This window comes from Rhizobium moroccans, assembly GCF_057559155.1.
Genome location: NZ_JBHFJG010000039.1, coordinates 1 through 5,569, shown reverse-complemented (window position 1 = coordinate 5,569; position 5,569 = coordinate 1). Strand labels below are relative to the sequence as shown.

At 60.7% G+C, this 5,569-nt stretch carries 5 protein-coding genes; 4 read left to right on the top strand and 1 reads right to left on the bottom strand.

Going from position 1 to position 5,569, the window contains the following annotated elements:
* The first annotated feature begins 44 nt into the window (after positions 1-44).
* From ugpA to ACE04I_RS17790, 3 genes are read left to right on the top strand one after another with little or no spacing between them, the layout of a single operon-like run.
* Positions 45-926 carry a sn-glycerol-3-phosphate ABC transporter permease UgpA gene (gene ugpA / locus ACE04I_RS17800; protein WP_046793337.1) on the top strand — a complete coding sequence of 294 codons (882 nt, stop codon included), beginning with the start codon at positions 45-47 and terminating at the stop codon, positions 924-926.
* Between the two features lie 6 nt (positions 927-932).
* Positions 933-1,781, top strand: coding sequence for a sn-glycerol-3-phosphate ABC transporter permease UgpE (ugpE, locus tag ACE04I_RS17795; protein ID WP_046793336.1), 849 nt, complete (start codon positions 933-935; stop codon positions 1,779-1,781).
* A complete protein-coding gene (locus ACE04I_RS17790; protein ID WP_046793335.1) occupies positions 1,781-2,827 on the top strand; it encodes a sn-glycerol-3-phosphate import ATP-binding protein UgpC in 1,047 nt (348 codons plus the stop codon). Before ugpE ends, ACE04I_RS17790 begins: the two co-directional genes overlap by 1 nt.
* A 6-nt stretch (positions 2,828-2,833) precedes the next feature.
* On the opposite strand, the gene ACE04I_RS17785 is transcribed toward ACE04I_RS17790, so the two are convergent.
* Positions 2,834-3,745, bottom strand: coding sequence for a LysR substrate-binding domain-containing protein (locus ACE04I_RS17785; protein WP_046793334.1), 912 nt, complete (start codon positions 3,743-3,745; stop codon positions 2,834-2,836).
* A 302-nt stretch (positions 3,746-4,047) separates the two neighbouring features.
* On the opposite strand from ACE04I_RS17785, the gene ACE04I_RS17780 reads away from it, so the two are divergent.
* A partial coding sequence (locus ACE04I_RS17780) for an ABC transporter substrate-binding protein (RefSeq protein WP_487207414.1) occupies positions 4,048-5,569 on the top strand: 1,522 nt, incomplete at its 3' end.

Here is a 5,569-nt window from a genome sequence, read left to right as displayed (position 1 = left end):
CACTTTCCTGCGGGCGGCTTTCCCTTACCTTCGAAAGAGACCGGATGCAGAGCGTCGTCTTCCCCAACAAGATCCTGCCCTATCTGCTGGTCGCGCCGCAGATCATCCTCACTGTGATCTTCTTCTTCTGGCCCGCCAGCCAGGCGCTTTATCAGTCCGCCATGCGGGAGGATCCGTTCGGCCTGCAGAGCACCTTCGTCGGGTTCGCCAATTTCAGCGCTATCCTCTCGGACGCCAATTACCTGCACTCCTTGCGGGTCACCGTCATCTTCAGCCTGTTGACGGCGCTCATCTCGATGGCTCTTGCCCTGCTTCTGGCCACCGCCGCCGATCTCGTCGTTCGGGGGCGTGGATTTTACCGCACCATGATGATCATCCCTTACGCGGTCGCGCCCGCCGTCGCAGGCATGCTGTGGCTCTTCATGTTCAATCCGGCAATGGGCACGCTTGCTTATATCCTGAGGCGCAACGGCATCGGCTGGGATCCTCTGCTTGACGGCAACCAGGCCATGGCGCTCGTCGTGCTCGCCGCCGCCTGGAAACAGATCAGTTACAATTTCCTGTTCTTTGTCGCTGGCTTGCAGGCGATTCCTAAGTCATTGCTTGAAGCTGCGGCGATCGATGGCGCGCGCGGCAGCCGGCGCTTCTGGACGATCGTCTTTCCGCTGCTTGCGCCGACCACCTTCTTCCTGCTGGTGGTCAACACCGTCTATGCATTCTTCGATACGTTCGGCATCATCCATGCCGTGACCGGCGGCGGCCCGGCCAAGGCGACGGAAACGCTTGTCTACAAGGTCTATAACGATGGCTTCGTGAACCTCAATCTCGGCTCGTCGGCTGCCCAGTCCGTCATCCTGATGATCATCGTCATCATGCTGACAGCTTTCCAGTTCCGCTTCGTCGAGCGGCGCGTGCATTACGGGTGAGGTAACATGATTGAAAACCGACCTCTCGCCACGCTTTTCGGGCATCTGATGCTGGTCATCGGCATCATCATCGTGGCCTTCCCGATCTATTACACCTTCATCGCCTCGACGACGACCTCGATCGGGATCATACGCCCACCGATGTCGCTGCTTCCCGGCGGCCATCTTATCGAAAACTATCGCGAGGCGATGTCGGGCGGCGTCGAGCGGGTGGTCGGCGTCAGTCTGGAGCGGCTTTTGTTCAACAGCTTCGTGGTGGCGCTGGCGATCGCGATCGGCAAGATCGTCATCTCGTTTCTTTCCGCCTTCGCCATCGTCTTCTTCCGCTTTCCCTTCCGCATGGGCTTCTTCTGGATGATCTTCATCACGCTCATGCTGCCGGTCGAAGTGCGTATCCTGCCCACCTACAAGGTGATCGTCGATCTGGGGCTCCTCAACACCTATGCAGGGCTTACTCTACCGCTCATGGCATCGGCGACCGCAACATTCCTGTTCCGCCAGTTCTTCCTGACGATCCCCGGCGAGATGGTGGAGGCCGCGCGCATCGACAATGCCGGCCCGTTCCGCTTCATGCGGGATATCCTGCTGCCGCTCTCGACGACCAATATCGCGGCGCTCTTCGTGATCCTGTTCATCTACGGCTGGACACAATATCTCTGGCCGCTGCTCGTCACCGACCAGGCCCAGATGAACACGATCATCATCGGCTTGCGGCGCATGGTGGATTTCACCGACGCCTCGACGCCCTGGAACTACGTCATGGTCACAGCGATCCTGGCGATCATTCCCCCCGTCATCGTCGTGGTGCTCATGCAGCGCTGGTTCGTCAAAGGTTTGGTGGAGACCGAAAAGTAATGGCAGAAATTGAACTGAAGGATGTCCGGAAGGTCTATGGGGGCGGCGTGGAGGCGATCAAGGGCGTCTCGCTCGACATAGAGGACGGCGAGATGATCGTTCTCGTCGGTCCCTCAGGCTGCGGAAAATCCACGCTGCTTCGCATGGTGGCGGGACTCGAGAGCATCACTTCCGGCGACATCCTGATTTCCGGCAAGGTCATCAACGGGCTGGAGCCGGCGGAGCGCGATATCGCCATGGTCTTTCAGAACTATGCGCTCTATCCGCACATGACGGTTCGTCAGAACCTCGCCTACGGCCTGAAGAACCGCAACACGCCGAAGGACGAGATCGATCGGCGCATCACCGAGGCCGCGCGAGCCCTGGAGATCGAGCCCTTCCTGGAGCGCAGGCCGCGACAGCTTTCCGGCGGACAGCGCCAGCGCGTCGCCATGGGCCGGGCGATCGTGCGCAAGCCGGCGGCCTTCCTGTTCGACGAACCGCTTTCCAACCTCGACGCCAAGCTGAGAGTTCAGATGCGCGTCGAAATCCGCCGGCTGCAACGCTCGCTCGCAACCACCTCGATCTACGTCACGCACGACCAGATGGAGGCCATGACGCTTGCCGATCGGTTGGTGGTGCTGAACGGTGGCCGCATCGAGCAGGTTGGCACTCCGATCGAGCTTTATGAGAAGCCCGCGACCACCTTCGTCGCCACTTTCATCGGCTCGCCTTCGATGAACCTGATGGAGCTTCGCGAGGGCAGTGGCTGGTCGACCGAAGCCGGGCTTCCGTCCGGGACCGCGACCATCGGCATCCGTCCGGAAGATATCACCATCGCCGGCGCGGCCGTTCCCAGCGCGTTTCGGGCCGAAGTACAGGTCGCTGCGGTGGAACTGGTGGGTGCCGAAAGCTACGTCCACGGCAGCATGCACGATGGGCATGCCATCATCTTCCGCGTACCCGGACGTTCGAGCATCCGGATCGGCGAGACGGTCACGCTGACGGCCGAGCCACGCAATTTCCACCTTTTCGACAGGGCCGGAACTCGCGTACGCGACCCGTAAGTTCCGTCAGCCGGCTTTACGACCGACTCGCTGATCGAAGGGCGAGACCGCCGCGCGGATGAAATCCACGAGCTTCTGGGAAGCCAGCGACAGCGGTCTTCCGCTCGGCGTCAACAGCCAGACATCCATGAAGGTTTCGGGCAGAAGCGTCCTACGCACGAGACGGTCCTCGGCATAATCGAGGCCGACGAAAGGCGGCACGATGGAAATGCCGACACCATTTGCGACGAGACTGCAGGCCGTCTCCGACAGCGGCACCTCGATGCGGTTGCGCTTCTGCACGCCCTTGAGCTGGAAGGCGCGATCGATCGTCATGAGAGAGCAGTCGTCGCGGGCGAGCGAGATGAAGGGTACGTTGCGTAGATCGTCGATCTCGATCACTTGCCGCTTGGCCAGCGGATGGCTCACCGGCAGGACGCAGACCATGCTGAAACGCATGATGACCTGTGAACTGACATTCGGATGATCGAAGGGCAGCACGCTCAACCCGATATCGATCTGGCCGGCGGCCACGAGTTCACCGATCCGCGGAGATGTGCGGCTTTGCAGCGTGAAATGGATATCCGGCTGCTCCTTTAGGAAGGGTGAGAGCGCCTGTGAAAGATAACGCGTGGCAAGCGCCGGCGGCGCGGCAATCGTCACCTCTCCCCATTCCCGATTGCGAACGGCTTCGGCTAGCCGCGCTATCCGCTTGGTGCCGGAGAACATGCGCTCCACCTCGACCGCCAGCATGCGTGCCTCAAGCGTCGGCACCAGCCGTCCGCCGCTGCGCGTAAAAAGCTGAAAGCCACAGGCTTCGGAGAAGCTGCGCAGCAGCTTGCTGACAGCGGGCTGCGATATCCCGAGCTTCTCGCCCGCCAGGGTTACCGATCCCGCCTCGATCGTCGCGTGGAATGCCTCGAGCTGCCTGATGTTCATTGTCGCGTGAGGCCTTTCGGTGTGCCGGAACCAACATGAGTTCTGGTTATAATGATTGGATAACAAGCTATTTGACAATCATATTGCCGAGGCGCTTTATCATGCAAGCTATGCCGGTTTCTGGAAATGGAGCCGGCGACATGCGGATGCGGAACAAGCCACCGAAGAAGGGCCCGTCTCCAGTTCACATCATAATCTGCGGGGCACATCTGTCCGGCGGGCGGTCTTAAGCGAGGCCGGCTGAAGCACAATCATGTCAAGGCCGCACCAAGCGGCCGGTGGAACAAAGGGAACGAAGACATATGAAGAAGACACTCGGCTTATGCATGCTGGCTCTCATGGCGGCGGCGCCCGCCAAGGCAGCAATTCTCTCCGTCTGCATCGAAGGATCGCCGGAGGTCTTCAACCCCCAGCTTACCAGCAACGGCACCACCTCTTACGTGCTTGGCCAGATCTATGACGGCCTCGTCTCGGTGAAGGCCGGCTCGTCGGACATCCAGCCGGCTCTTGCCGAGAGCTGGACCGTATCCGATGACGGCCGCACCTATACGTTCAAGCTGCGCCCGGGCGTAAAGTGGCAGTCGAGCGAAGGGTTCACGCCGACACGGGATTTCAACGCCGACGACGTGATGTTCACCTTCGAGCGGATGATGAAGCCGGATCACCCGTATGCCAAGGTAAACGGCGGCAATTTCATTACCTTCAGCACCAAGCTCGCCGACACGCTGGAATCTGTCGAGAAGATCGACGACCATACGGTCGCCTTCACACTGAAGAAGCCGCTAGCGCCGTTCATCGGTATCATGGCTCACCAGTCGCTGGCGATCACATCAGCCGAATATGCCGATGCACTCTCCAAGGCAGGTACGCCGGAACTCCTCGATCGTGAGCCGGTCGGTACGGGACCGTTCCGGCTCGAAGCCTACCAGCAGGATGCCGCCGTCCGCCTTGCGCCGTTCAAGGAAACCTGGGGCGCCGCGATCAATGACCCGGCCCGCACGCCGATGCTCGATGCGGTGATCCTCGCCATCAGTGCCGACGCTTCGGTGCGCCTGCAACGCGCCATGGCCGGCGAATGCCAGATTGCACTTTATCCCAATCTCGCCGATAGGCAGATGATCGAGGAAAGCCCAAACCTCGATCTCGTCCAGACACCGGTCGCCTCGACCGGCTTCATCACCTTCAATTTCCGGGAGGAGAAGTTCAAGGACAAGCGCGTCCGCGAGGCGCTGGCGCATGCCATCAACATGAAGCCGCTTGTCGATCTCGTCTATGACGGCATGGGAACCGTGACGGGCGCGGTCATTCCGCCCTCGCTCTGGGGTCACGACAAGGGTCTCGGCGCCCATGGATATGATCCGGAACTGGCCAAGAAGCTGCTTGCCGAAGCCGGTTTCCCCGATGGCTTCTCCACCCAACTATGGGCCGTTCCGGTTTCCCGCCCCTATATGCCGAACGGCCGCCGGGCCGCCGAAATGATCCAGGCCGATTGGGCAAAGATCGGTGTGACGGCCGAGGTCGTCTCCTATGAATGGGGCGAATACATCACCCGTGCCCGTGCCGGCGAGGCGCAAGTCGGCATGTTCGGCGGCATCTACGACTTTCCGGACCCGAGCCAAATCCCGAACAACTATTTCACCTGCGACTCCTCCGGCAAACCGAGCCCATCCAATATCGGCGCATGGTGCGATCCGGAATTCATCGGCTTGATGAACGAGGCGGGTGCCGTGACCGATCAAGCCAAGCGCATCGAGCTCTACAAAAAAGCCCAGAAGGAACTCCACGCCGAGGTGCCCGCCGTGATCCTGGGCGGTGCCGATACGA